A 24507-nucleotide genomic window follows, 5' to 3' on the forward strand; every position below is an offset into this window, starting at 1 on the left:
TTTGCGAACAAGGAGAGAACCGAGCGTCAGGCGTCATCGTGAGCAAGAGAGGACGACAACTGACGGTAGGCGTCGGCCTGTGCCAGTAGCGCATTGGCCTTGGCCTCGAAGGTCTGCACCGCATCGGAGCCCGCGGCGAAACGAACCGGCGGCTCGTCGAGCCCTGCCAGCTGCACAATCGCATCAGCGAGCTTCGCAGGGTCACCGCCTTGTTTGCCGTCCATGCCACTCCAGGCTGTGACGGTCTCTCGTGTTCGCTGGGCATAGTCGTCGATGGAGGGTAGCGCGTAGGTGGTGGAATCGGCCGTCAGCAGTTCTGTGCGGAAGAAACCGGGCTCGACCAACATCGTGCGAATGCCGAAGGGTTCTATCTCTGGCGCGAGCGACTCGATCCATCCTTCGAGGCCGAATTTTGCCGCCGCATAGGCCGTGCAGAACATGCCGCCAGCGATGCCCGCCGTGGAGGAAATGGTCAGCAACAGACCAGATCGCTGCTTGCGCATCACGGGCAGTGCTGCACGAGCGACGTTCATCGGACCGAACAGCAGCGTCTCGATCTGGCTGCGCACCTGTTCCGGGCTGAGCTCTTCGAAGAAGCCCGCATAGAAGTTTCCCGCGTTGTTGACCAGTGCATCAATTCGTCCGAACTTGCCGATAGCGGCCTCGACGGCGTCTTGGGCGTCATCGGGACGGGTGACATCAAGCTTGATGGCCAGCAAGTCTTCATGTTCACCGATTGCCGCCAGCACTTTCCCGGCATCACGGCCGGTGGCAACGACGGCATGTCCAGCAGCGAGTGCCGCTTTGGCGATGTCGACACCCAGTCCACGGCCAGCACCGGTGATGAACCAAACTTTTTTCTCAGTCATGTGATTGTTCCTTCTATAACGAGTGCCTATTGTGTCGAGCCTCCCCTCCTGCTTGCTGCATCAATCAGCGTATTCATTGCCTAAAATGACGAATATTGTGTCAGTTCAACCCTCTTCGCTCTGACCTCTCGCAGCAGATAAGCTTCCAGGGCACCACTCACTCCGTCTCATCGACAACGCGCATCTGCATTTCATTCATTCGACCGCCGTGCACCTTGAGCCTGGATAGCGCCGTGTGGATCTCACTCAGGTCTGCGGACGTCAATTGAACGCTGACGGATGCCAGGTTCTCTTCCAGGTGATCCAGTCTGCGCGTGCCTGGTATCGGAACAATCCAGGGCTTCTGGGCCAGCAGCCATGCCAGCGAGATCTGCGCGGGACTGGCGCCCTTGCGCTTCGCAAACGCCTTGAGGAAATCAATGATCGGGGTGTTGGCTGCCAGGTTCTCAGGGCTGAAACGGTCGAATCCAGCTCGCAGGTCCATCGTCGGATCGAGCGTCGTTCGACCATTCAGGGTGCCGGGCAAATAGCCCATTCCGAGCGGCCCCCATGGCACAAAACCGATCCCGAGTTGCTCGCATGCTGCAAGCACGCCGTTTCGTTCCACATCTCGCTCCATCAGCGAGTACTCGGTTTGAACAGCCGTCACCGGCTGGACTGCGTGCGCCCGACGAATCGTGCTGGCGCTCGCTTCGGAGAGGCCGAAATGCAATACCTTGCCTTCCTTGATCAGATCCCGAATCACACCCGCGACCTCTTCGATCGGCACTGACGGGTCGACTCGGTGCTGGTAGTAGAGATCAATATGATCCGTACGCAGGCGTTTGAGCGAGCCTTCAATCACGGCCCTGATATGTTCAGGACGGCTATTGAGACCGCCAGCTTCGATATCGAAACCAAACTTGGTGGCGATGACCACTTGATCACGAAAAGGGGCAAGCGCCTCGCCGACCAGATCCTCGTTGGCATACGGGCCATAGACTTCAGCCGTATCAAAGAAGGTGACGCCCTTTTCATAGGCGCTACGAATCAGCTTGATGCCTTCAGCCCTGTCTGCCGGTGGGCCATAGTTGGCGCTGATGCTCATGCATCCCGAGCCCAACTCAGAGACAACCAGATTGCCAAGTTTGCGCTGCTGCATGACGTGTTCTCCATCAAAGGTGTCTTTGATGCGATGGCTGCGGTCCGATGAGGTGGCCCACGACAAGGGGCTGACGGCCAATCCTGTGCCAACAATGGCCGAGTTGATCAGCACGTCACGACGACTGAGGGGGCGTGAGTCCAGTGAGTTCGAGAAAGAAGTCTTTGTATCCTTTTCCATGACAATTCCTATCAGGTAGATCCAGCGTTTGAAGTATGCGTCGACCAATAGCCCAGTGAATTGCCCGATCTACCTCTTTCATTACCTGATTCAATCACCGCTTCAGGAATTTCTAGCGTCGTGAGTCGCGCGCTTTGAACGCTCCGCCCATCCGTCAAATTGGGCAATCATTGGCGCAGATCGCGCAATCGATCCAGGAAACACGGCGCTACAGTTGGCAAACTCCCGGAACACGGTCCCATTCATTCATGGAGAGCTGTCCCACTATGAGCGCCCTAAACATTAATGGCCGTGACTACACGGTTGACGTAGACCCTGGCACCCCGATTCTTGCAAACGCGGTCGCACGCCTCACGGGTAAGTCGGTGCGTGAGCTGCCCTTCAATTACGCCATCTGATTTCTGCCCCACAGACACGATAAAGCCCCGATCAATCGGGGCTTTATCGTTAAATCCAGCGAGAAATCCCGCGTGCCGTGTCGTACTGCCAAGACCGGAGAAAGTCGTAGAACTCTCCCCTGCCTCTTGGCTGGCCGACTGTCAGAAATCAACCGACGCTGAAAGCTGAAGGGTACGTGGAGCGCCCAGGCCGCCGGACAGGCCGCTGCCGTCGCCGCCACTGTAGGAACCGAGCCAGTATGCCCGGTTGGCGAGGTTCTCTACGTTAGCCCGTAAAGTCACAGGTTTGGACATGACCTTGGTGGTGTACCGACCGCCCACATCGAAAACGGTGTAAGACGGCAACTCCATCCGATGGTCGTCCGTAACGTAGCGGCTGCCTACGTAGTTCGTGCCTGCGGTCAGGGTCAGTCCAGGGACCCTTTCCAGATCGTACTCGACCCCGAGTTTGCCGATGATTCTCGGAACACCGGTCACCTGATTGCCTTCGTTCGCCGCTACCTGCGCCTTTGTCAACACCGCCTGCGTGTAGGAAACACCGCCCATCAAACGCAGATCGGGTTGGGCCTCCCCGAAGAAGCTCCATTCCACGCCACGGTTGCGCTGCTCACCATTGACACCAAAAATGCGGGTGACCGGGTCGGTAAAGGTGCTGGGTTTTTCGATCTGGAACACGGCCAACGTGGTGGCGAACGTACCCAGGTCAAGCTTGGCGCCCACTTCATACTGCTTTGTCTGAATCGGGCTCAGGATTTCACCCGGGTTGGCTGCCGTCGTCGGAGCCGTCCCCCCCTGAGACAGACCTTCGATGTAGTTCGCGTAGACCGACACATCGTCGGTGACCTTGACCAGCAACGCGGTAGCCGGCGAAACACGGCTCTCACTGTAGTGAGAGGTCCTGACGCGCGCCGGTGTCAGGTTCGAGCTTTCCACCGACTGACGTCGCGCGCCCAGCGTCCATTGGATACGGCCGTCAAGGAACGAAAGGGTATCGAGAAAAGCAACACTGCCCAGCTTGGCTTCGGTCCGAGAGGTGACAGCACCGAATGTGTCCAAGGGCGGCGTTGGGCCAAAGTCAAGGTTGTAGTAGTTGGTGGTCACGTAGTTGGCTTTCTGAAGATCCTTGTAGCTCATCTCCGACTTGTACTGAGTAGCCGCCAGTGACCATTCGTGGCCTACGGGGCCGGTGTCGAATCTGCCCTTCAGGCCAGCCTCGCCCGATTTCTGTGTGCCCTGCCCATCCGAGCGATAAGCCAGAACATTGATATCACCAGCGTTGTTGAGCAGCGTTTCGCGCGTCATCAGGGCGTTGCGCCCCCCCTCCCTCTGCCCATAGGCCGCAAAGGCGGTGAGCGAGTCATTCAGATCGACCTCGCCTCTGAGCAAAAAGGTTTCGGTGTCGTTGGTGGTGTATGCCCAGTCAGGTGCCAGCGCGTAATCACCCTTCTTCGCGCGGGGTACGCTGGTGACTGTGGGGTTGATCGAGGAAATACCGAAATAGTTGGCGCCCTCCAGATGTTCACGGTGCTTGTAGGCGTCCAACGACAGGCGGATGCGTTCGGCGCGCCAGTCCAGGCCCAGCGCATTGAGCTGCATGTTTTGTTTCTGATCGTCCACGGCGGTGTCGCCGTCGCGGTACACCCCGTTGTAGCGGATACCAAACTGATTCTGCTCGCCAAAGCGCCGCCCCACATCCGCATGCGCACCGTATAAACCATTGGATTCAAAAGAGGTCGTCAGGCGCGTCAGGGGTTCGTCGCCGGCGCGCTTGGGCACCATGTTGATGCTGCCTGCGACGCTGCCATCCGGTGGCATGCCGTTCAGCAGCGCGGACGGGCCCTTGAGCACTTCGATGCGCTCGGCCAGCTCAGTCGCGCCGCGCAGGTTCGGCGCCATGCCGATCAGGCCGTTGTAGGTGATGTCGTTGGCGGAGGTATTGAAGCCACGAATGAAGAAGGTTTCGATGATCGCCCGTTTGGAGGGGACGTTCACCGATGGATCGGTTGCGCCGATTACCGAACCGATGTCCTTCGCCTGGTGGTTGCGCACGAAGTCATCGGTGTAGCTGATGGCACTGAAGGGAGTCTCCATAAAGTCCTTGGTGCCCAGCAGCCCGACTCGACTGCCAGTGGCAACCTGGCCTCCCGCATAGGCGGGCGGCAGGTCGGCAGATGCACCCATAGTGCCCTCCACCGTCGTTTCAGACAGGACAAGGCTGCCTTCGCCAGTGCCCGTCGGAGACTGTGTTGACGGCTCAGGCGCAGCAGCCACTGCCATCGAACCCCCGGTCAGCCCCAGTAACAGCGCCATGTGTACGGCAGAGAAAGTACGATTCAAGGTAAACGAAAAAGCGCGTTGCGTAGCCTGCGATGAATCAGGATTGGCGCTGTGTGGGCGGCCGTGTTCCGACATGCTGGATTCCTTTCGATGCGAAGAATTGGAGTGCATTCATTAGGTTTCCGTACCAGAACGCCAATTCCTCAATCCAAATGATAATAATTTGCATGTACTGCACCAAGAACACTTCAAGGGACTGGATCAATGGCGCCCCCCAATGACCGAAGCACAATTCGAAAGCCACAAAAAAGGGCCGGTGCCTGAACAGGACCAGCCCTTTGTGCTGCAGATACACGTCGTGAATCAGCCCTTGTAGCCCTGAACCACCTCGTCAGCCATTCGATTGAGACAGGTCACGCTCGCGGTACACAGATACCAGGTCTGAGCATCGACAAAGATTACACGGCCGTTGTTCCAGGCCTTGGTCTTGCGCAGCAGCGGGTTATCCAGGCTCTTGATGTCCAATGCCGGACGATGCTCCATCACCGCGGTTCGGTCGATTACATAAAGAATGTCGGGATCGGCCTGCTGGATAAACTCATTGGAAATTGGCTGTCCATGCAGACCGGCTTCGATGTCTGTGCTGGCCGGTTTCACGCCCAGGGTGTCGAAGATGAAGCCGTAGCGCGACTTCACGCCGTAGGAGGTGAAGGCGCCGTTGTTGTGCAGCACGATCAACGCTTTCTCTGGACGTCCTTCGGTGATACGGCGGGTCTGCTCCACCTTGGCGTCCATTTCCGCGACTTTCTGGCGTGCCAGCTCCTCTTTGCCGAGGATGCGTCCCAGGAGGGTCAAATGCTCCTTGGCTGTGCCGATGAAATTGCCTTGTTTGTTGGTCAGGTCCACGTCGTCGTAGACGGTCGGGGCGATCTGGCTGAGATCCTTATAGCTTTGCGCCTGAAGCGGAGAGATCAGAATCAGGTCGGGCTTGAGCGCATGCAATCGCTCGAGATTGGGCTGAATAGTCGACCCGACATCCATGACATTCGAGTCGTCACGGTATTGGCTGAGAAAGCTTGCGACGTAGTCCTTGGCGATACCCACCACCGGCGCCCCCAACTGATCGAGTGTATCGAGCTCGCTCATATCGAAAGCCACTACGCGCTCGGGCAGTTTGGTCACCACGGTTGTGCCCAGAGGATGCTCGATCTTGATCGGCTCGTAGTGCGCCTGCGCACTCACAGGTGGCGTGGCCTCTGCCGCCGGCTTGTCACATCCCTGCAGCCCGGCCGCTACGGCCATTGCCAGTAGCACGCCACAGAATTTTTTCGCGTCATCCATGCTCATATCAGTTCCCTTGAAGGTGATGGGTTGAAGTAGTTGCAGACAAACCCTTGTTCGCTCTGCAGGATTTCGAAATCCAGATCAAAAAGTTCGCGCAGGTGCGCCTCGGTCACCACCTCCGCGACCGGGCCGTGGCAGTGAATTCCCCCGCCTTTCATGGCAACGATATGATCGGAATAGTTGGCCGCGAAGTTGATGTCATGGACCACCAGGATCACTGTGCGGCCTTGCTCATCACACAAACGACGCAGGGCACGCATGATGTGTACGCCATGCTTCATGTCGAGGTTGTTGAGCGGCTCGTCCAGCAACAGGTAATCCGTTTGCTGGGCAATGGTCATCGCCAGGAACGCCATCTGCCGCTGTCCGCCGCTGAGCTCGTCAATGTAGGAAAGGCGCAGGGACTGCAAAGACAAGAACTCGATGGCCTCATCGATAGCCTCGCGGTCCTGGGCGGTAAGCGCTCCACGGCTGTAGGGGAAGCGCCCGAAGGCGACCAGTTCCTCGACTGTCAGGCGCAGGTTGAAATCCGGGGACTGACGCAAGGTAGCCACGCGCTTGGCATAGTCGCGAATGGGCACATCCAGAATGCTGCGCCCGCCAATCAACACCTCGCCCCGGGTCGGCGCCAGCAGGCGAGCGATCAACATCAGCAACGTGGTCTTGCCCGCCCCGTTTGGGCCGATCAGCGACGTAACCTGCCCCGGTGGAAACCGGACGCTGACGTCACTCAGGACATGCCGGCTGCCATAAGCCTTGTAAACGTGATTGAGGGCAATCATGAGGTTCCTCGGGTTCGAATCATCAGCGCAAGGAAATACACACCACACACCAGGTTGATGAGAATGCTGACGGAGGTGTTGTAGTTGAATATCTGCTCGACCACGTATTGGGCGACAATGAAAATGCCAATGGCGATGGCGCAACTCATGGGCAACGTGACCCGGTGCCGAGCGGTTCGTGCAAGCGCATAGGAGATGTTCGCAACGAACACGCCCATGAATGCCGTCGGCCCGACGAGGCTCGTCGAGATCGCCACCAGAATGGCAATAAGTGCCAGTTGAAGGCGCACGCTGCGCGGGTAGTCGACCCCCAGGGAAATGGCCTGGTCACGTCCCAGGGAAAGCACATCGAGCACCGGCAGGGTTCGTTGGGCGATGCCGCACACCACCGCGACCAGCACGCCCGAATAGATCACTTGCCCAGGTTGCGCCTTGTTGAAGGAGGCGTAGTTGAACCCTTGGAAAATCGAGAATTCTCCGGGGCTGATCTTCAGCTGGATAAATTGGGTGAACGTCCCCATCACCATGCTCAGTACCAGTCCCAACAGGAGCAGCAGGTACACGTTGTTGCTCCCGTCACGGAACAGCCACCGATGAATAAGCCATGAATAGCCGAGCATCAGCAGGACCGACAACAGGACGTTACCGTCACGCCCCAGCAGCACCAGGCTCTGGGTGCCCAGCAGCAGAATCAGGAGTGCCTGGAACAGCAGGTAGATCGCCTCATACCCCATGATCGCCGGCGTCAGTATTCGGTTGCCGGCGATGGTCTGGAAAATCACCGAGGAATAGGCAATGCACACCCCGGCAATGCCCATCGCCGCCAATCGGGTCAGTCGCTTGGGAATGACGTAGTCGAAGTCCAAGCCTGCCCCCAACAACAGGAACCCGATCGCCAGCGCCAGAACCAGCAGCCAGAGACCATAACGGGTAGCCACGCGCCTCATGTGTACTTCCTGATCAGCAGCACGAGAAATAACACGCCACCCACACTGCCGGCAGTGAGGCCTATGGGCACTTCGAAGGGGTAGATCAGCAGGCGGCCTAGGATATCGCAGGCCAATAACAACGAAGCGCCGCACAAGGCGACGATGGGCAATGTTCGCTCCAGGTTTTCGCCGTAGTGCAGCGCCACCAGGTTGGGAATCACCAGTCCGACAAAGGGAATCGCCCCCACGGTGATGACCGTGGCGGAAACGGTGACCGCCACGAGCATCAGACCTAGCGCCGCATTGGCCGCGTAGTTCAAGCCCAGACTGCTGGCCATGCCCTCACCCATTCCCAGCACGGTAAACCGGTGCGCATACAGGTAGGTGAGCGCGACGATCGGCAGGATCAGATAGATGATCTCGTAATTGCCCTGCACGATTTTCGAGAAGTCACCGAGCAACCAGCCCTGCATGCTCTGCAAGATGTTATGACGGTAGGCGTAGAACTCGGCGACGGCGCTCAACACGCCGCCATACATCAGGCCTATGACCGGCACCATCACCGTGTTCTTGAACTTGATACGGCGGATGATCGCGATATAGATCAGGCTCGCGGCAAAACAGAACGCCAGGGCAAACAGCATCCTGCCAGCAGTACCCGCGGCAGGCGCTACCGTCAGTGAAATCAGAATGCCCAGCTTTGCCGCATCCAGTCCACCGGACGTGGCGGGCTCGACGAACCGGTTACGTACAATCTGCTGCAGGATCACGCCGCAGACGGCCAGTCCTACCCCGGTGAGTATCAGTGCCGCGAGACGCGGAAGGCGGCTGGCGGTCAGTGTCAGCCAGGCATCTTCGGAAAAGGTGAAAAGTTCCGTCCAGGAGACCTGCTTGACTCCCACCATCAGCGAAAGGCAACAGAGCACAACAAACAGGCTCAGTAAGGCTGCACGACTCAAGAATCGTCCTCACTGCCAAACGCCCCGGCAATCCGCCAGCCCTTTGCAGCCCGGCGCTGGGCGAGAAAGTGCGCGTAGAGCCCTGGCTTGGCATTCAATTGCGCGTGGGAACCTTGCTCGCTGATCCGGCCATTATCGAGCACCAGAATCTGATCGGCCATGGCCACTGTCGAGAGCTGGTGCGCGATGACGATCAGCGTGCGCGTACCACGTAAGCGCGCCAATGCCTCGGCAATAGCGGCCTGGTTCTCGGCATCGAGCGCAGCAGTGGCCTCATCGACCAACAGAATCGGTGCATCCTTGATCAGCGCACGGGCGATGGAAATCCGCTGGCGTTCGCCGCCGGACAGTCGGGCGCCGCCCTCGCCCACGGGTGTATCCAGGCCTTGAGGCAGTCGTTCGATGATCTCAACGACGCCGGCTTGTCGTGCCGCTTCCATCACCTGGGTATCGCTGGCATCGGGTTTGCCGATGCGGATGTTATCGGCGATGCTGCCCTGGAACAGGTAAGCATCCTGGAAAATCTGGCTGATCTGGCCGGCCAGTTGCTCGCCGGACATCTGGCGCACATCCACACCACCGACGATCACACTGCCTTGTGTCACGTCGAAGAAACGCGCGATCAGCCTCACCAGCGTGGTCTTGCCCGAGCCGGAAGCGCCAACCAGAGCGGTCATGCTGCCCGGCTCGATACGCAGGCTGACCTTCTGTAATACATCAGCCTGATCCTCGGCATAACGAAAGCTCACGTTACGCAGTTCGACGGACCCATCGACCGGTGCCTGTGGCGTCTGCGGTTCAGGCAGCGGCTTGACCGCAAAGATCTCGTGCACGGCTCTCAACTGCCCTCGCGCGCCACGCAGCACCTCGCTATAGCCAGCCACTTCCAGCAACGGATCGATAAAGCGGCTGACCAGCAGCAGTGAAACAATGACCGCGATGACCGATCCCGCCTCCAGGCTTGCGCCCGACAGCTCGCCCAGCCATAGCGCGGCGGCCACCAGCAAGGCGGCGAAGCTCGCTTGTACAGCCCAGGCATTGAACACCACCGACATCGCCGAGACGTGAATCAGCTGTCTTGCGGAGCGCTGCTGGCGCCCGATGGCCTGTTCAAGAAACCGGGTACCACCGTCCTCGCCATTGAACGCCCGCAGCACCGATTGCGCCTGGGCGAACTCGACCATGCGCTGGCTGGTGTGGGCAGCGTTGTACTGGAAGTCCTGGTCGGCACGCTGCCCCAAGCGAGCGGTCAATACAAAGACACCCAGCAGGATCGGCAGCGTCACCAATGCGATCAGGCCCATCTGCCAGTGCAAGGCGAACAGTGCAATCAGGATCACTACCGGCGTGATCACGCCGGTAATCAGCGGCGTGAAAACGTGGGCGGGAAGCTGCGCCATTTCCATCATGCCCTGGGACGCGACATGGTTTAGCCGCGCGGTGTTTTGTGCGGTGAACCAACCCACCGGCAAACGTGCCACATGGTCGCCGAGCCGATGGCGGCCCCGCTGGAGAACGGCGATGCCGACACGGATACCGGCTTTCTCCACGGTGCGTCGTAGCGCCCAGCAAATCACTACGCCGATCACCAGCGCGATCAACCATTGCCCCGCTGCGCGCGTTTGACTGCCCAGCAGGCTGGTGAGTATCGGCACCAGGGTGACAATCGTCAGCCCGCAGAGCAGGCCGTAGACCAGCGTCATATAGAGATAGCGCCGCAGCACCGGGGCATCTTCACCCAACAGTTGAATAAAGGTTTTCAGCATGACGGCACCGCCTGTTCCTTGGCCTGTTCGTAGCCGCCCAGCGCCCACAGTCGGGCATAGCGGCCTTTGCGGGCGAGCAGTTCGTGGTGACGTCCCTGCTCACAAATCGTACCGTTGTCGATCAGAATGATCTGGTCGGCGTGCATCACCGTATCGAGCCGGTGAGCGATCACCATCAAGGTGCGGCCCTGGGCGAATCGCGATAGCGCTTGCTGGAGCTTCACCTCGCTCTCGGCATCGGCTGCCGCCGTGGCTTCATCAAGCACCAGCACCGGCGGGTCCAGCAACACGGCGCGGGCGATACTCACGCGCTGTAACTCGCCACCGGAGAGCTGCACATCCTCGCCGATCACCGAGTCATAACCGCGCGGCAAGGCGAGAATGCGCTCGTGAATGTTCGCGGTGCGCGCTGCACTTTCGACTTCCTGCTGGCTGGCCGATGGCCTGCCCAAGGCAATGTTGTCGCGCAGGCTGGCATGGATCAGGCGCACTTCCTGCAACACAAAACCGATGCGCCGGTACAGCTGCGCGCTCTCGATCTGCCTGATGTCGACGCCATCCAACGTAATGCGCCCTTCAGTCGGATCGAAGAAGCGCAGCAGCAGGCGTGCCAATGTCGACTTGCCGGAGCCGGAAGCACCGACAATCGCGGTCACGGTGCCGGGCTTGAGGGTGAAACCAATGTCCTTGAGCACCGGGTTCTGGCCGTCGTAGCTATAGCCGAGTTGCTCGACGCGAATTTCGGTATTTTCGGGCAACGGCTGCGATTCGCCCGCCAGGGTTTCCAGTACCGGCGTTTCCAGCAGCGTATGCACACGCTGGGCAGCGGCGGTCGCATTGTTCAGATCGTGGGTGATGTAGCTCAACAGCAGCAGTGGCGCACAGATGCCCGGCGCCACCAAGGCGAAGGGCAAGACCTCGACCGGCGTGATCCAGCCCAGGCTCACCAACAAAGTGCCAAAGGCCAGCACCACCCCGAGTACCGCAACCGGGGTAACCATTGCATGGGCGTTGGCCATCGCACTGACCAGCGGCCGAGTGAAGTCGGTGAACGCTTCGGCGAAGGCATCCACCGCCTCACGGTAGCTGCCATGGGCCTTGCCCTCGACACCGAAGGCCTTGACCACGGGAATGCCGTTGACGAACTCGACCACTGCGTTGTTGATACGCGCCATACCGGCGCCGAACGATTGCATGTTCGCCCCACTGGCCTTGGTCGCCCTGGAGAAAAACAGGAAAAACAGCGGGAATGGCAGCAGGGAGACAATCGCCATGCGCCAGTCCATGGCAAACAGGTACAGGATGGCAATGAGGATCGCGCCCATGGTGCGGCCCAGCGTGGTAAAGAAGTGCGCAGTCAGGCTGTGCAGCGTACCGATGTCATCCTGCATTGCCTGTTTGACTTCACCCGAAGCCCGACTGGTAAACCAACCCAGCGGCACCTTGGCCAGTCGACGAGTAATCGCCAAACGCAAATGGCCGGTGATGTGATTGTCGGCAAGGTGCGCAACCATCTCGCCCACCGAAACCAACGTCATGCCGAGAAACAGGCACACCAGGCTGACGCTGACAACCCGCCAGACCTGACTCTGCATCTGGACCCAGCCGGTAGCGACCTCGGCCTGCCCCATCGAGAACTGTGCGATATGGGCGATGCCGGCCAGTGGCACCATCGTCAGCATGGTCCCGATCGCGGCCAGTACCGCGGCGACAATCAGCCGGCCGCGTACGGGTTTCAGTATCCGGGATACCGAGCCGGCGGCCGGTTTGTCTTTATCACTCATGAGCTCTCCTGAATAACCACTGGTGACAGCCTGAAGGCATGCCTGACTTCCTTTGTGTTCGAGCGTTTTGCGCGTTGCGTACCTTTATTCCGAACGGCGACGCAAAATCCTCAATCGAAATGCGGATTAATCCGTTCACCGCCGTGAACCGAACGACCGATCACAGGCCCGCCCCCGATGCGAATGGGTGACAGGCCCGAAGGCCCGCAGCGATGTATTTCTCGACAGAGGACACCGACACCTTCAACTCGGCTGCGATATCCCGGTGGCCCATGCCATGCAACTTGCACAGCAGCAACGCTTCGCGAGCCTTGAGTGGCTTGTTATGCAAGGCAACATCGATTTGTGACAGGGCCTCGGATGCCAGCGCGCGAACCTCTTCTGATGGCACCTGAGGCTCGGCTTGCTGCATCAGCCCTTCCAGATGGCTGGCCTCAAGATGCCGGCGGCGATACAGATCTATCACCATTCCTTTGGCGATTTGAGTCAGATGACGGCGCGAGTTCTCGGTCGAGGGAACCCGGCCCTTCCTGATGAGATTGAGATAGACGTCATGGGCGAGATCCGCGGCATCCACCGAATTGCCCAGCTTGCGACGCAACAAACTGCACAACCAGCGGTGGTGGTCGACATACAGCTTTTCAAATTGCTCCTGGGACGCGAACGCTCCGTTGTCCACAACACCTCTCCTGAGACGATGGTCTTCGCGATCAGATTTTGACTAATGCGAATAGGTATGATTATTATTTAACATCATACGGTGTTCACAGAGCCCCTGCAACGCGACCTCATCGCAACTCCTTTGACGCCCGGAACCCTGGGCCTTACACCAGACCGAGGATCGGTCTGTCGGCACTCGGTGCCACCTCTACTTCTTACTGTTCAGTTTGATAAGGCGGGAAATTTCCATGATGGAACTCAGTCCAGATTCGTTACCGAAGCTCTCTGTTAACGGTCACGAAGAGCATATCTGGCTCTTGCAGCAGCAATACCCCGAACGCATCCTCAAACACCTCTGCGCCTGGCGGCTCGACGCTGATGTCGATCTTTCAAGGCTCGAGTTGGCGATCAAGGCCGTCATCGAAACACTGCCCGATTTGAATGCACGCTATCAATTCAACGACGACGGCGAAGTGGACAAGGTCCACGCCAGTGACTGGAAATCCTGCATCGAACTCATTCGCTCACACTCCGACGCCGAAGCCACCGAGCAATTGCTCTCGCGGCAAGCGGCATCGTGGGACGCGCAAAGCCAACCGCCGTTCAAGGCGCTGATGATTCAAACCAGGCAGAACGTTATCCTGGGATTCGTGATCCATCAGATCCTCGACCAGACCTGCCGGGACATCGACCTGTATCGCGGGGTCCTGAACGCCTACGTCGGTCACTCGACCAGCGACACCCCGTGGTTACGCCGTCAGGCAGATGGCAAGGATGCAGCACCAGTAGCCAGTGCACCCACCGCCCGGCCAGTGGCCAACAGCAGTGAAGTGGCGACGATTATCCTTAGCGAATTCCGTGGTGCCCTGGCGGAGCCGGACATGCAATCTACGGATGACTTCTTTGATTTCGGCGGCCACTCCCTGCTGGCCACTCGCATCATTGGCAAGCTGTTGAGCAACCACGGCATCGAAGTCCAGTTCAATGACTTTTTCAGCGCCCCTACGGCCGAGGCCCTGGCATCACGGGCCCACGTCATCGCGCAAAACAACCCGGCAGCGTCTGCGGCAGGCCGGCCGCAAGACGTGCAGCGGGCGCCTTTCGCGCTGGCCCAGGCCTCCCTCGGGCGGGCCTATGTCGCCTATGGGTTCGGGACGATTTTCAACCTGCCCTTTGCCTTGGATTTCCTCGATAACGTGGATGAAGCGCTGTTCGAGCAAGCCTTCCGCGACCTGCTCATACGCCATGCCAGCCTGCGTACGACCTTCCATTTCCAAGACGATGAGGCGTATCAGCAAATCGTGCCGATCGCGCAACTGTCCCGCTACAAATGGTTCTGGCCCAGCCATGAGAGCCGAGGGGCAACGCTGGAAAGCGAAGCCGCTTATCAGTTCGACCTGGCCCGCGAACTACCCCTCAGGGTTCGCTTCATTTACGACTCGCAGCGCAAGCGCCAAACCCTGTCTTTGCTGATCCATCACATGGCCATTGATGAATGGTCGCTCAACGTCATGATGGAAGAACTGACCCAAGCCTACCTCGCCCGTGCCGCCGACAAGGCGCCGACCTGGGAAGCGCCTGCCCGCTCATTCCACGAGTTCGCCGTGCTGGAACAAAGTACCGGCGTCAATCAGCAGCATCTCGACTATTGGACGAGCATGTTGCGTGATGCAACCCGCGGTTTGACACTGCCCTCCCCCGATCATCAGGCGAGCGCGCCTGCCAACGCCGTTTCGACGAAGGCTCAATGGTTCGAAATCAAACCTGACCAGGACCTCACCGATAACCTGTATGCCTTCGCCAGACAGAACAACTCGTCGCTGTTCGGCGTGGTCTATACGGCCATTGCGCTGTCCCTGCATAAACTCGGTGACTTGCAGGATCTGGTGATCGGCACATCGGCTTCCGGGCGCACCGACCCCGGGTTTTACGAAACGGTCGGTTACTTCACCACCATGGTCGCGCACCGGGTGCAGTTCGATCCTCAGCAGACAGTGGGCACGCTTGTCGAAAACGTCACCCACCTGATCAATGACTCCATGGCCTATGCCGATGTGCCGATGGAGACGATTCAACAAGCCTTGGGCATGACGGCTGCGGACGGCCTGCTGTTCGACGTCTATATCCAGATTCATGCCAACAATGCATTGAACGGTACGCTGAGCACGCCAGACGCAGGAACGATCCGCTACCGACAGATTGACCCGGACAAGAACCAATCGATGTTCGGTATTCAGTTCGAGATCCTGGAAAAACTGATCGACGGCAAACGCTCACTGCGTCTGGTGATCACCTACCGTTCGGAGCGTTACAGCGCCGAACAGATGGCACGCCTCAGCGCAATGATCGATCACGTGTTTGCACGCTTCACAACGCCAGATGCAGCCGGCGTCGTCCTGAATCAAATCCGCACATAACCCTCAATCAGGGTCTTGGTAACGCCAAAAGTGTTAACAAGACCCTGCGCATCAAGCTCTACGCTTCATGCATGCCGTAGCGCTGGAACGATGAGCGCTTGGGCAAGCGGTAGTGCGTTCGACCGAGTAATCGGTTGGCAATTGTCGCATTGCGAATGGCCGCTACCCCGAGATCCGGCGAACCAACGCCATGCTGGAAGATCTCCGCGTTCTGCACAAAAATACGGCCCGTGCCTTCGTCGCAGCGGCGCGCCGTAAAATCTTCCTGGACGATACAGTCGCCGAATTCATCGGTTTCAAGCACGACGCCTTTGAGCCGTTCAAACCACTGCGGCCAGGCATGCCCGTATCCCGTCGCCGCAACAATCGCGTCGGCCTCAAGGGTGCTGGTCTGGTCCAGTTCGCGGTGCCGGTAGGCAATTCGCAGAGTGCCGTCGACATCCTCCACGGTCTCGACTTCGCAGTTGGAAAGCAATGTCAGACCTGTATCAGCGCCACCAATCGAGCGTTCGTAGATCAGGTCGTAGATCTGGGCAATGGTCGAAAAACTGATGCCCTTGTACAGCAACCCCTGCCCCGCAACGATGTCTCGCCGACGCTCTCGTGGAATGCTGTGGAAGTACTCCATATAGGATGGCGTAAAGCACTCCTGCCCAAGTTTTGAATACTCCATGGGATGGAAGCCCGGCGAACGCGTGATCCAACGAATCGAAGCACCGGCCGCGATCCGTTCGGGGGTCAACTCGTTGAACAATGCCAGCACGCACTCCGCCGCACTCTGCCCGGAGCCAATCACCGTGACCCGCTGGCACTGCGCCAACTGCTCCTGTCTTTTGCCGAACTCCGCCGAATGCATGACCGGCGCCGTGCTCTTGAGCCGGGCCCATTTCGGCAACAACGGCACGGTGCCGACGCCAATCGCGAGGTCCCGGCTGTAGTAACGGCGTTTGAAGCCGGACACGGACTGGCTTTCAATCAGGAATCGGTCAGCGCTCGCGTCATAGCTCACATCACAGATGTCTTCGCCGAAGTGGCAGGCAGGCAACTGCTGCGACGCCCATCGGCAGTAATGGTCGTACTCGCGCCGCGGCACCTGAAAATTCTCGTAGTAATAGAACTGATACAGGCGATCGTGCTGATGCAGGTAGTTCAGATAACTCAGTGGATGCGTGGGGTCAGCCATCGTCACCAGGTCCGCCAGGAAGGGAACCTGAAGCGTCGTGCCTGGCAAGAGAAGTCCTTCATGCCAGCGAAATTCCGCTTTGCGATCAAGAAAAATACCCGTCACGCCCGGGTGTCTGGACAGTAATGCAGCCAGCCCGAGATTAAAGGGCCCAATGCCAACACCGGCAATATCTACAGTGGGTATATCCGTCATCCGTTCCATCTCCAAAGGGACTGCTTTTTGGATAGAAGGGAGCACACGCTGTGGTGCCCCACTCCATTCATTTCAATATTATTCAGAGGCGCTCACGAACCTTCAGCCATGAGCAGCCGTTCGACGTCGTGTGCATTGCGGCAGCGCAGCAATTGCCCGGGTGAAAGCGCCACCGAAAAGTCTTCCTGGAACCGCGCCGAAATGGCCTTCAAATGCTGGGGACGCAACCCCAGGCTGATGAAATCCACTGCGTCATTGACCCCGTCTTCCAACGGGCGACCCAGTACACTCAAGTAGAGGTCCAGCACCTTGTTTCTCTTGGTCGAGATGATCCTGGCGGCAGGCTCGGCCACTTCATTCGCCGGCGCAGTGAGCAGGCTGCGGGCACGCTGGCGATCAGGCTTGCCGTTTTGCGACAGCGGCAACTCATCCACGCTAAAAAACCGCGTGGGTACATGGGAGTGCGGCAGATGTTGGCGGGCATAGTTGCGCAACTCGGTTGCCGTCAGCTCTGCCGCACCCTGCTGGCCGACATACAGCGCACCGATGCAGACCTCACCCCGACGCTGCTCGCCATAATCCACGACCAGCACGTGCCTGACCGATGGGTGATTGATCAGTTCGATCTCGATATCCGGGAGCGACACCCGTACACCGCGAACTTTCACATAGCCGTTGACCCGACTGTCGAAGATCAAGGTGCCATCGCGACGGTAGCGACCACAGTCACCGGTGCGGAAAGCACGAACGGCCTGGCGATGTTCATCGCTGACGGTCACGAACTCGCTCTGTGTCAGCTCGCCGTTTTCCAGATAGCCCAGTGCGAGATTGACACCGGCCGTGTGAATTCGGCCGACAACGCCCACCGGGCAATGCTCACCCTGTGAATCAAGGGTGAAGTAACGGTTACCGGGCAAGGGCCTTCCATAGGGGATCAACACTTGGTCATCGGCAGTGATTTCGTGCCAGATACTCCAGATGGTTGTCTCCGTCGGCCCCCCAAGGGAGATCAGCCGGGAAGCCGGCAGCAGCGCGCGCAACTCGGCAATGACGGCGGGCTTGATGTAGTCACCGCCCTGCGCAATCAGGCGCAGGCTCTTCAAGTCATGAGCAGCGCGGCAAGAAAGAAGCATCTCCAGGATGGCGGGCACCGAACACCACAACGTCACCTGATGCCGGGCAATCAACTGATTCCAGCGCACTGCATCCTTTTCCTCGCCCTGGCCAGGAAGTACCAGCGTCGCCCCCGCTGTCAGGCAGCCCAACACGTCGAAAACCGACATGTCATGGTGAAGCGGGGTTACGGACATGAACACATCACGCTCGGTGACTGCCCAGCGCTCAAGGGTGCTGCCAATGACATTGGCGGTGGCTCGGTTGCTCAGCACCACACATTTGGGCTTTCCGGTGGTGCCCGAGGTATAGAGGTAATAGGCCGGCGCTTCGCTTGACGACAGGTCCTCCATCATCGGCATCGGTGGAACCTGGGCTTGCGCTGCCAGCAGCTCATCGGGTGTCGCGTAAGGATGCTCGACAGACTCGCCCTGGGTGATCACCACCAGATCAGGTCGACAGTTTTCCAGCAGGAAAAGCCGTCGTTCCTCAGGTGCCGAAGCATCGATGGGGACCCAGATCAAGCCCGTCAGTGCACAGGCCAACGTCACCATCGTGTGCTCTGGGCTACGGGGCAGGCATATGGCAACCACATCGTGCCGAGAAAGTCCGCGCGCTTTCAATGCAGCGATCACCCGACATACGCCGTCACCAAGCTCGGCATAGCTGATTTGCCGGTCGCCGCTGATGAGGGCGATTCTGGCGTTGCTACGATCAAAGATATTGCTCGCGATCTGCCCGAGAAACGGAGCGTGGCACGCCTCGGTAACCGGGCTATTCAACCGGTAGTGGCGCCTGTCGATAATCGCCGGGGCATCAATGGCAAAAACACCGTTTGCGGTGATCTGACCGATCGCCCTTTCGAAGGCACTCAAGATATCGCTGACCACAGCCGGATCCAGTACTTCGCGTGCATAGTCGATGTCGAACACCAAGGCACCCTCGGCGTTGGCCGAGAAGCGAATATCCATCGCCACCTGTGGTGTCTGGGTCAGCCCGCCACACAGGCTCATGGGGCTGTCCGTCGGCGAGACCGGCCAGGAAAAACCGTTGGTGATCACCACGGGCAGGACGGGGCCCGGGCCGTGGGATTCGAACAGCAACCGGGCAAGGTCAACCCCTGAAAAGGCCAGATGCTGCAAACCTTCCAGCACATCGACTTGCAGCTTCGTAGCCCGCTGCGCAAAACCGTCTGGATCGGAGTTCCAGTTGACCGCGATAAAGCTTGAGCGATTGGCAAAAGCACCACTCGTTTGCGGAGCAACAGGCACCGCGACACACACTCCTCCCTCATCGACCCAGTGGGAAAGCACTTCCAGCACCAGCGCCATCAGGGCGGAATTCTTGAACAGCCGTTGCCGTGCTCCCAGTTTGCAGAACGCGCTGAACGTCGCTTTGGGCACCAACAGGCTCTGTCGCTCATAGCGAGAAGCGCCCACCTGGTCCAGCGGGGTGATCCACGGCAAACGTGGAGCACCGCTCACGGAGGCGAGTTTGGCTTTCCAATAAACGGCATCCGCCTTGCGTTGGCGGGCGAGGTCTTCTGGCTCGGACGTAACCTCGGTGAACGGCTCCTCGCCGACCACACCGTCGAACAGTTCAACCATGAGGGTTGCGATCGATCGCCCATCGAGAATCAATGCATCAAGGCGTACAAAAACGCTCAGATGACCTTCCGGGAGCAGGAAAACCGTGACATTCCAGGGTGAGTGATCCAGTTCGAACAGCGCATGCGCATAAGCCTCTCGACGCTGCTCAACATAGCCAAGGGCATCTTCTGGCGACAGAGCCGTGAGGTCGACTTCCTGCAGGTTTATCTGCACTTCATCACTGACAAACTGCACGAGTTTTTGCGCATCGATCCGTGTTCTCAGGCTTTCGTGGCGCTGGACCATCCCGGCCAAACGGCTTCGCAGCAGAGCAGGATCCACAGAGCCGCGGTACTCGCGAAACTCCTGCATGGCCACGCCGCCCAGCGGCATCTGCGGGCTGCGCCCAAGCAGATAGGCCTGCTGAAGAGCGGTCAGCGGCAGCCTGCGCTGAGAGAACGGTTGATCCAGGACAGCGGAGCAGACTGCCGCCTCACGCACGATCGCCACGAAGCGATCGAACAGATTCGACACCCAGGCTTCTGGCAGAGCATCAAGGCGAATGTCCCAATTGATCAATATGCCGCCGTCGGCGCAAGCAATCTGCGCGTCGAGTGCGACCTGGGGCCCTTGCGAGATTACCCAGTTCATCGGCCCGAAGACCCGCCGGACGCGCTCCGAGAGAAGATCGCCGCCTGGCATGTCCAGCGCTGCGGTAAACACCACCGGCGCCAGTTGCGGCGAACCGTGATGGCGAGAAAGATCGCGCATCAGATTCACCCCGGGATAGGCGCTATGTTCGAGCAAGTCGACCATTCTCTTCGCCATCTGCGTGCAAAGGGCTGCAGGGCTGCGGGCCGACTCGATATCCACATCGAGAATCAGCACGTTGGCAAAATCACCGACTACCCGCTCGACGTCATCCACCAGTGGCGGACGCCAGAACGAGGGCACGTTGAGGCGGAATTTTCGGTCCCCTGTCTGCGCCCCGAGTACCGCGGCGAAAAGCCCCATCATCAAGGTCGACAGGGTCATTCTTCGCTCACGGGCCAGACGCTGCAGTGCCTGACGCTCATCGGGGCCAAGCCATGTGCTTAATCGATGGCTGCGGGCTTGATCAGGCTGAACCTCGAGAAACGGCAATGTGGGCGCAGGAGCGATTTCAGCCAGGCGCTCACGCCACCAAATGCGATCTCGTTCCCGGGCGACTTTGAGCGAGGTATCAGTACGCGCCTTGTCGTGCCAATCGAAGAAAGAAGGCGTGTGTGGAACCGGTCCGTCGGGATCATCATAAAACCGTGCGAGGTCTTCGATTAACGTGCGAAAACTCGATGGGTCGATGGCGATCATGTCCGTATCGACGTGCAAGCGGAACTCATCGTCCGCCAGCAGGCTGACCGAGAAACGGACGCCCGGGCAATGGCCCAGATCAAGCTGCTGATGAGTCCACTCCTCGCGCTTGCAGAGCAGATGCCGCGCTACTTCCGGCTCGGTCATCAAGCGTAGATCTTCGACTTCCAGCTGCGGTGACTGGTCCATCGAAGCAATGGATTGCAGGCCGTCCGCATTCAGCCGGACCCGCAGCATGGGATGCAGCCGGCATACCCGTTCAAGCGCCGTGCGCAGCCGTTCCAGGTCAATGGAACGACCATCGAACTCGGCATAAAGATGAGCCGAAACTCTCCCTAAAGACGCATGAGCAGCGCGCCCGATCCAACAGGCGGCTTGCATTGAAGTTAACTCTCTCATGGCTCACTCATGTGATTGACAAATCTAAATGATTAGCGTCCCATAATAGAAACGATAATGATTATATTTCAAGACTTAATTTTTCACCCTATAGGCCACGGAGGCTTCCCCCCAAATGAGATCGGGCACCCTAAGAGCAAATGACACGGATGAGGTGCAAGCTATTGATGAAAAAGAGAGTTTTTCATTTACCTCCGGCGATCGAGAACTAACAGTCGCCGGGATGCTTCAGCGAATCGAAACACCTGCCATTGGCGGCGATAACGCCAATAGCCTGTTCCAGAAAACCGTGATGCAAGCCCTAGACCGGGCGCGCAAGGCCGGTCAGAGCAACCCGATAATCGTCGGCGCCATCCCCTTCGATCCTGCTGAAGCCTCTTGCCTCTATATTCCCGAACACGCCGAATGGCGAGCACGAAGCGCCACCGTACGGACAGGCGTAGCAGCACTGCCTGAACTGATCGAGCAAAAAAACATACCGGATGAGCAAGGTTTCAAACGTGCGGTAGAGCACGCGATCGTCAACTTCCGCCACAGTGACGTGCGCAAGGCGGTGCTCTCGGTGCAACGTGAGTTGGTGTTTGCGCAGGATGTGGATGTGGGCGCCATGCAGAACAATCTGCGGGCCCAGAATCAAAGCGGCTATCACTTCCGTGTACCTATGCCGGACGGCGCTACGCTGATCGGCGTCAGCCCAGAACTGCTCGTTCACAAGGACGGCCTGAACTTCGTTTCCAACCCGCTGGCAGGCTCGGCCAAACGCATGAGCGATCCACAAGCGGACCGGCGCAACGCAGATTGGCTGTCAGCGTCGGAAAAGGATCACTACGAGCACCGCCTCGTGACCGAGGACATCGCCACTCAACTGGGGGAGCTGTGCACACAGCTGAATGTGCCCCAGCGCCCTTCCCTCATCAGCACGCCCGCACTCTGGCATCTCTCCACCCGTATCGAAGGCACCTTGGCGGATCCGACCGTCTCGGCCTTGCAGCTTGCCTGCCGCCTGCATCCAACCCCTGCCGTCTGTGGCTTCCCCACCGAGCGCGCCCGGCGCCTGATCCGCTTCGTCGAACCCTTCGAGCGTGGCCTGTTCACCGGCATGGTTGGCTGGTGCGACGCCCAAGGCAATGGCGAGTGGGTGGTGACCATTCGTTGCGGCACCGTCAAGCGCAACAGGGTTCGCCTGTTCGCTGGCGCTGGCATCGTCGAAGCCTCGAGCCCCGACTCCGAATGGACAGAAGTCCAGACCAAGCTCGGCACCATGCTGCGCGCATGCGGTTTGGCCCACTAATACGAACTTTTCAGTAGTGACCATCATGACTATAGAATTCAATCACTGGCCCCTCGACAGAGCACAGCGCTATCGGGAAAAAGGCTACTGGCTCGACCAACCACTCACACACATTCTCCAGGCACGCAGCCAGTCGCAACCTCACGCATCGGCGATCATTTGCGGTGATCGTCGTTTCAGCTATGCCGACCTGGAGCAGCTGTCGTCCAACCTGGCATCGCGCCTGGCGGCCAGCGGGCTTGGCAAAGGCGACACCGCCTTGGTGCAATTGCCCAATATTGCGGAGTTTTACATTGTCTTGTTCGCGCTGCTCAAGGCCGGGATTGCGCCCCTCAACGCGCTCTACAGCCATCGAAAACTCGAACTCAAGAGCTACGCCCAACAAATCATGCCGAGGTTGCTGATCGCCTCTCGCGAGCACGAAGTCTTTCGCGACGACAGCTACATCACAGACCTCAAGGAAGTGGGTTCCAGCCCCGAAATCACCCTGCTGCTGGGCGAGCCGCGTCACGAAAACAACCTCGCCGGCTGGATCAAAACCCCGAGTGAGCACCACGTGGACTTCTCCCCCAGCGAACCGGGCGAAGTGGCGCTATTCCAATTGTCGGGCGGCAGTACAGGCACCCCCAAACTCATCCCGCGCACCCATAACGACTATCACTACAACGCTCGGGCGAGTGCGCAAGTATGCGAGCTCACTGCACAAACGCGCTTTCTGTGCGCCCTGCCTGCGGCGCACAACTTCTTGCTCAGCTCGCCCGGCGCCCTGGGTGTCCTGTATGCCGGCGGCACTATTGTCATGGCTCCGAGCCCGGAGCCGACGACTTGCTTTTCGATCATTCAGCGCCATGAAGTGAATACCGTGGCCCTGGTTCCAAGTGCGGTCGCCTTGTGGTTGCAGGCCGCGCCGGAGCACAAAGAGCAACTGCAATCGCTGGAATTCCTCCAGGTCGGCGGCGCCTGTTTCGCCGACTCGCTGGCGCGCCAGGTTCCCACAGTGCTCGGCTGCAAGTTGCAACAGGTGTTCGGCATGGCCGAGGGCCTGATCAACTACACCCGCCTGGACGACTCTGACGAACAGATCTTCACCACTCAAGGCCGTCCGATCTGCCCGGATGACGAAATCAAAATCGTCGACGAACAAGGCATTCCCGTCCCCCACGGCGAGCTTGGCATGCTCGCCACTCGCGGTCCTTACACGTTCTGCGGGTATTACCGAAGCCCCGAGCAGAATGCCCAGGCGTTTGACAATGAGGGTTACTACTATTCCGGCGACCTCGTTGAACTCACACCGACAGGCGATTTACGGGTCGTCGGCAGGGTCAAGGATCAGATCAACCGCGGTGGCGAAAAAGTCGCCTCGGAGGAAATCGAAAACCTCATCGTCCTCCACCCGGACGTGACCCACGCCGGCCTGGTGGCCATGCCCGACGACAGACTGGGGGAAAAGAGCTGCGCCTTCGTCGTCACCCGCAACCCCAATCTCAAACCACCCGCCTTGAGACGCCACCTGATGGAACTCGGCATCGCCGAATACAAACTCCCCGATCGCATCCGGCTCATCGAGACCATGCCCCTGACCGCAGTCGGCAAGATCGACAAAAAGCAACTACGCCAACTCCTGGCGGCGGAAACCACCCGTGCCTGGTTACACACCCGCGTACTGCAACTTGTCGAGGACTGTGAAGACCTGGACCCGGAGGAAAACCTGATTTTCTACGGCCTTGATTCCTTGCGGGTGATGAAGCTCGCTGCGGAGCTCAAAGAGCGCGGCATCGCGGTGAGCTTCGAAGAGCTGGCGACCTCGCCCACGCTCGCCAGTTGGTGGTCGCTGGTAGACACCAAGCAAAAAGTCGCCTGACCGGGCGGCCTCTAAAAGGA

General features: G+C 59.0%; 16 protein-coding genes. 4 read left to right on the forward strand and 12 right to left on the reverse strand.

The features are described 5' to 3' along the window. Positions 1–26 precede the first annotated feature (26 nt). Positions 27–869 (reverse strand): SDR family oxidoreductase, encoded by an 843-nt coding sequence (locus AC1DIG_RS01415; RefSeq protein ID WP_477765810.1) that lies wholly within the window; start codon positions 867–869, stop codon positions 27–29. Between the two features lie 157 nt (positions 870–1026). Then, the gene (locus tag AC1DIG_RS01420; RefSeq protein WP_477766068.1) at positions 1027–2010 is read right to left on the reverse strand and encodes an aldo/keto reductase; all 984 of its coding nucleotides are present in this window, start codon (positions 2008–2010) and stop codon (positions 1027–1029) included. Positions 2011–2456: 446 nt separating this feature from the next. Between AC1DIG_RS01420 and AC1DIG_RS01425 the strand changes: the two genes are divergently transcribed. After that, positions 2457–2588, forward strand: coding sequence for a hypothetical protein (locus AC1DIG_RS01425; protein WP_477765811.1), 132 nt, complete (start codon positions 2457–2459; stop codon positions 2586–2588). 141 nt (positions 2589–2729) lie between these two features. Here AC1DIG_RS01425 and AC1DIG_RS01430 read toward each other — a convergent pair whose 3' ends face one another. From AC1DIG_RS01430 to AC1DIG_RS01465, 8 genes are all read right to left on the reverse strand, one after another. Then, positions 2730–5000, reverse strand: a complete 2271-nt coding sequence (locus AC1DIG_RS01430) for a TonB-dependent receptor (RefSeq protein ID WP_477765812.1) — start codon at positions 4998–5000, stop codon at positions 2730–2732. 228 nt (positions 5001–5228) lie between these two features. Further along, on the reverse strand, positions 5229–6212 hold the full coding sequence (locus tag AC1DIG_RS01435) for a siderophore ABC transporter substrate-binding protein (RefSeq protein ID WP_477765813.1): 984 nt from the start codon (positions 6210–6212) through the stop codon (positions 5229–5231). Then, the gene (locus AC1DIG_RS01440) at positions 6209–6991 is read right to left on the reverse strand and encodes an iron ABC transporter ATP-binding protein (RefSeq protein WP_477765814.1); all 783 of its coding nucleotides are present in this window, start codon (positions 6989–6991) and stop codon (positions 6209–6211) included. The genes AC1DIG_RS01435 and AC1DIG_RS01440 overlap by 4 nt, the downstream gene beginning before the upstream one ends. Next, a complete protein-coding gene (locus AC1DIG_RS01445) occupies positions 6988–7938 on the reverse strand; it encodes an iron chelate uptake ABC transporter family permease subunit (RefSeq protein WP_477765815.1) in 951 nt (316 codons plus the stop codon). The genes AC1DIG_RS01440 and AC1DIG_RS01445 overlap by 4 nt, the downstream gene beginning before the upstream one ends. Next, a complete protein-coding gene (locus tag AC1DIG_RS01450) occupies positions 7935–8879 on the reverse strand; it encodes an ABC transporter permease (protein ID WP_477765816.1) in 945 nt (314 codons plus the stop codon). The genes AC1DIG_RS01445 and AC1DIG_RS01450 overlap by 4 nt, the downstream gene beginning before the upstream one ends. Then, positions 8876–10645 carry an ABC transporter ATP-binding protein gene (locus AC1DIG_RS01455; protein ID WP_477765817.1) on the reverse strand — a complete coding sequence of 590 codons (1770 nt, stop codon included), beginning with the start codon at positions 10643–10645 and terminating at the stop codon, positions 8876–8878. The genes AC1DIG_RS01450 and AC1DIG_RS01455 overlap by 4 nt, the downstream gene beginning before the upstream one ends. Beyond that, complete coding sequence (locus tag AC1DIG_RS01460; protein WP_477765818.1) at positions 10639–12429, reverse strand: ABC transporter ATP-binding protein; 1791 nt, start codon at positions 12427–12429, stop codon at positions 10639–10641. Before AC1DIG_RS01460 ends, AC1DIG_RS01455 begins: the two co-directional genes overlap by 7 nt. Before the next feature lie 160 nt (positions 12430–12589). After that, on the reverse strand, positions 12590–13108 hold the full coding sequence (locus AC1DIG_RS01465) for a sigma-70 family RNA polymerase sigma factor (RefSeq protein WP_427537326.1): 519 nt from the start codon (positions 13106–13108) through the stop codon (positions 12590–12592). A 229-nt stretch (positions 13109–13337) separates the two neighbouring features. Between AC1DIG_RS01465 and AC1DIG_RS01470 the strand changes: the two genes are divergently transcribed. After that, entirely contained in the window at positions 13338–15506 is a 2169-nt protein-coding gene (locus AC1DIG_RS01470; protein WP_477765819.1) for a condensation domain-containing protein, read from the forward strand. Positions 15507–15564: 58 nt separating this feature from the next. On the opposite strand, the gene basC is transcribed toward AC1DIG_RS01470, so the two are convergent. Together basC and AC1DIG_RS01480 are read right to left on the reverse strand one after the other, a co-directional pair. Beyond that, the gene (gene basC, locus AC1DIG_RS01475; RefSeq protein ID WP_477765820.1) at positions 15565–16884 is read right to left on the reverse strand and encodes a putative histamine N-monooxygenase; all 1320 of its coding nucleotides are present in this window, start codon (positions 16882–16884) and stop codon (positions 15565–15567) included. 92 nt (positions 16885–16976) lie between these two features. After that, a complete protein-coding gene (locus AC1DIG_RS01480; protein WP_477765821.1) occupies positions 16977–21317 on the reverse strand; it encodes an amino acid adenylation domain-containing protein in 4341 nt (1446 codons plus the stop codon). A gap of 133 nt (positions 21318–21450) precedes the next feature. Between AC1DIG_RS01480 and AC1DIG_RS01485 the strand changes: the two genes are divergently transcribed. Together AC1DIG_RS01485 and AC1DIG_RS01490 are read left to right on the forward strand one after the other, a co-directional pair. After that, positions 21451–22626 carry an isochorismate synthase gene (locus AC1DIG_RS01485; protein ID WP_477765822.1) on the forward strand — a complete coding sequence of 392 codons (1176 nt, stop codon included), beginning with the start codon at positions 21451–21453 and terminating at the stop codon, positions 22624–22626. A gap of 25 nt (positions 22627–22651) precedes the next feature. Further along, entirely contained in the window at positions 22652–24487 is a 1836-nt protein-coding gene (locus tag AC1DIG_RS01490; RefSeq protein WP_477765823.1) for a (2,3-dihydroxybenzoyl)adenylate synthase, read from the forward strand. The last annotated feature ends 20 nt before the right edge of the window (positions 24488–24507 follow it).

Source organism: Pseudomonas sp. 05N431 (assembly GCF_056397005.1).

What these genes read in the sequence shown, in the direction of transcription:
- basC (WP_477765820.1), bottom strand. Translation starts at nt 16,884, where the DNA reads ATGACGGATATACCCACTGTAGATATTGCCGGTGTTGGCATTGGGCCC.
- AC1DIG_RS01425 (WP_477765811.1), top strand. Translation starts at nt 2,457, where the DNA reads ATGAGCGCCCTAAACATTAATGGCCGTGACTACACGGTTGACGTAGAC.
- AC1DIG_RS01445 (WP_477765815.1), bottom strand. Translation starts at nt 7,938, where the DNA reads ATGAGGCGCGTGGCTACCCGTTATGGTCTCTGGCTGCTGGTTCTGGCG.
- AC1DIG_RS01455 (WP_477765817.1), bottom strand. Translation starts at nt 10,645, where the DNA reads ATGCTGAAAACCTTTATTCAACTGTTGGGTGAAGATGCCCCGGTGCTG.
- AC1DIG_RS01435 (WP_477765813.1), bottom strand. Translation starts at nt 6,212, where the DNA reads ATGAGCATGGATGACGCGAAAAAATTCTGTGGCGTGCTACTGGCAATG.
- AC1DIG_RS01415 (WP_477765810.1), bottom strand. Translation starts at nt 869, where the DNA reads ATGACTGAGAAAAAAGTTTGGTTCATCACCGGTGCTGGCCGTGGACTG.
- AC1DIG_RS01470 (WP_477765819.1), top strand. Translation starts at nt 13,338, where the DNA reads ATGATGGAACTCAGTCCAGATTCGTTACCGAAGCTCTCTGTTAACGGT.
- AC1DIG_RS01460 (WP_477765818.1), bottom strand. Translation starts at nt 12,429, where the DNA reads ATGAGTGATAAAGACAAACCGGCCGCCGGCTCGGTATCCCGGATACTG.
- AC1DIG_RS01485 (WP_477765822.1), top strand. Translation starts at nt 21,451, where the DNA reads ATGAGATCGGGCACCCTAAGAGCAAATGACACGGATGAGGTGCAAGCT.
- AC1DIG_RS01440 (WP_477765814.1), bottom strand. Translation starts at nt 6,991, where the DNA reads ATGATTGCCCTCAATCACGTTTACAAGGCTTATGGCAGCCGGCATGTC.
- AC1DIG_RS01490 (WP_477765823.1), top strand. Translation starts at nt 22,652, where the DNA reads ATGACTATAGAATTCAATCACTGGCCCCTCGACAGAGCACAGCGCTAT.
- AC1DIG_RS01420 (WP_477766068.1), bottom strand. Translation starts at nt 2,010, where the DNA reads ATGCAGCAGCGCAAACTTGGCAATCTGGTTGTCTCTGAGTTGGGCTCG.
- AC1DIG_RS01480 (WP_477765821.1), bottom strand. Translation starts at nt 21,317, where the DNA reads ATGCAAGCCGCCTGTTGGATCGGGCGCGCTGCTCATGCGTCTTTAGGG.
- AC1DIG_RS01430 (WP_477765812.1), bottom strand. Translation starts at nt 5,000, where the DNA reads ATGTCGGAACACGGCCGCCCACACAGCGCCAATCCTGATTCATCGCAG.